Origin of the sequence: uncultured Thiodictyon sp., from assembly GCF_903828115.1 — a bacterium.
Lineage (GTDB): Bacteria > Pseudomonadota > Gammaproteobacteria > Chromatiales > Chromatiaceae > Thiodictyon.
In genome coordinates, this window is the sequence record NZ_CAIKKU010000087.1 from 1 (window position 1) to 1,875 (window position 1,875).

The window sequence follows — 1,875 nt, forward strand, 5'->3', positions numbered from 1 at the left end:
GTCGTAATCGTGGTCGCATTATTCGATTACGACAACGACAACGACAGCGTACCCGGGATTTCGGCCACCACATCAGTTCTGATCGTTCCCACGATCGACCCCTTGTGCGGTCCCTACGGGTCGGCACCCCCGCAGCCCGGGCGCACCGAAACTTACCCACCCGCTCGGTATACACTGGCACCCCATCGACGCCAGTCCCAACGGAGCGCCCCCATGACCGATTCCATCCTCGTCGGCACCGGTACCGTGCCGGTCGCGATCAACCTGCGGATGGCCAACCGCCATGGCCTGGTCGCCGGTGCGACCGGCACCGGCAAGACCGTGACCCTGCAACGCCTGGCGGAGCAGTTCAGCCGGGCCGGGGTGCCGGTCTTCCTGGCGGACGTGAAGGGGGACCTGGCCGGGCTCAGTCAGGCCGGCGGGGCCAACGTGAAGGTGGCGCGGCGCGTGGCCGAGATGGGTCTGGAACAGGCCGAAGGCTTCACCTATGCGGCCAATCCGGTGCAGTTCTGGGATATTCACGGGGAGCAGGGCCACCCGGTGCGCACCACCATCAGCGATCTGGGGCCGCTGTTGCTGGGGCGGCTCCTGGGGCTCAACGAGGTCCAGGAGGGGGTGCTCAACATCGTCTTCCAGTTGGCGGACGAGAACGGCTGGCTGCTGTTGGATCTCAAAGACCTGCGCTCGCTCCTGACCCATGCGGCGGACACCGCCGATGGGCTTCAGACCCGTTGGGGCAATGTGTCGAAGGCGAGCGTCGGGGCCATCCTGCGCCGCCTCCTGGCCCTGGAGCAGCAGGGGGCGACGCGCCTGTTCGGCGAGCCGGCCCTGAGCCTGGCGGACCTGATGCAGACCGACCCGCGGGGCCATGGTTACATCAATATCCTGGCGGCCGACCGGCTTATCCACACCCCGGCCATCTATTCAACCTTCCTCCTGTGGCTGCTCTCGGAACTGTTCGAGACCCTGCCGGAGGTGGGCGACGCGGACCGTCCGCGGCTGGTCTTCTTCTTCGACGAGGCGCACCTGCTGTTCAACGATGCGCCCAAGGTCCTGGTGAACAAGATCGAGCAGGTGGTGCGGCTGATCCGCTCCAAGGGCGTCGGGGTCTATTTCGTCACGCAAAGTCCGCTCGACGTACCGGAGGCGGTGCTGGGCCAACTCGGCAACCGCGTCCAACATGCCCTGCGCGCCTTCACGCCGAAGGACCAGAAGGCGGTGCGGGTGGCCGCCCAGACCTTCCGCCCGAATCCGGCCCTGGACACCGAGGCGGTCATTACCGCGCTCGCGGTCGGCGAGGCCCTGGTTTCGACCCTGGACGCGGAGGGGGTCCCGGGGATAGTGCAGCGGGTGAACGTCGCCCCGCCGGGGAGTCGGCTGGGTCCGGTGGCGGCCGCGGAACGCCAGGCGGTGCTGGACGGATCGCTCCTCAAGGGCGTCTATGACATCACCATCGACCGGGTGTCGGCCTATGAGATGCTGGCGCAACGGGCCACCGGGGCGGCGGCGCCGACGGCTGGGACCTGGGGTGACCTGTCGGGCGGGACGGGCGGCGGGTCCCGCGGGCGCCAGACCCCGCTGGAGGCCTTCGCGACCAGCGCGGCCCGCTCCCTGGGCAGCCAGCTCGGGCGCCAGTTGCTGCGCGGGGTCATGGGTTCGCTGTTCGGGACCAAGACCGGCGGCAAGGGTTGAGCCTGCCCCAGGTTGCGCGCGCGGCTCGCCGCGCACCAGCCGGTGGCGCCTAAGTAACGAGTCAAGAACGAGTTAAACGCAGTCGTTGTCGTTGTCGTAATCGTAATCGTAGAAGCGATGTACTTTGGGGTGCGCGAGAATCCGGGGCGCTACGATAACCTCGATTACGACAACGACAACGAC

The 1,875-nt window shown here is 67.6% G+C and carries 1 protein-coding gene; it reads left to right on the forward strand.

The genetic code is table 11. The features are described from left to right. Positions 1-213: 213 nt before the first annotated feature. Positions 214-1,692 (forward strand): helicase HerA-like domain-containing protein, encoded by a 1,479-nt coding sequence (locus tag QZY48_RS03150; RefSeq protein ID WP_295427596.1) that lies wholly within the window; start codon positions 214-216, stop codon positions 1,690-1,692. Positions 1,693-1,875: the final 183 nt, after the last annotated feature.

Bases quoted from the DNA above. Each gene is read 5' to 3' on its own strand.
- QZY48_RS03150 (WP_295427596.1), top strand. From the start codon at position 214: ATGACCGATTCCATCCTCGTCGGCACCGGTACCGTGCCGGTCGCGATC.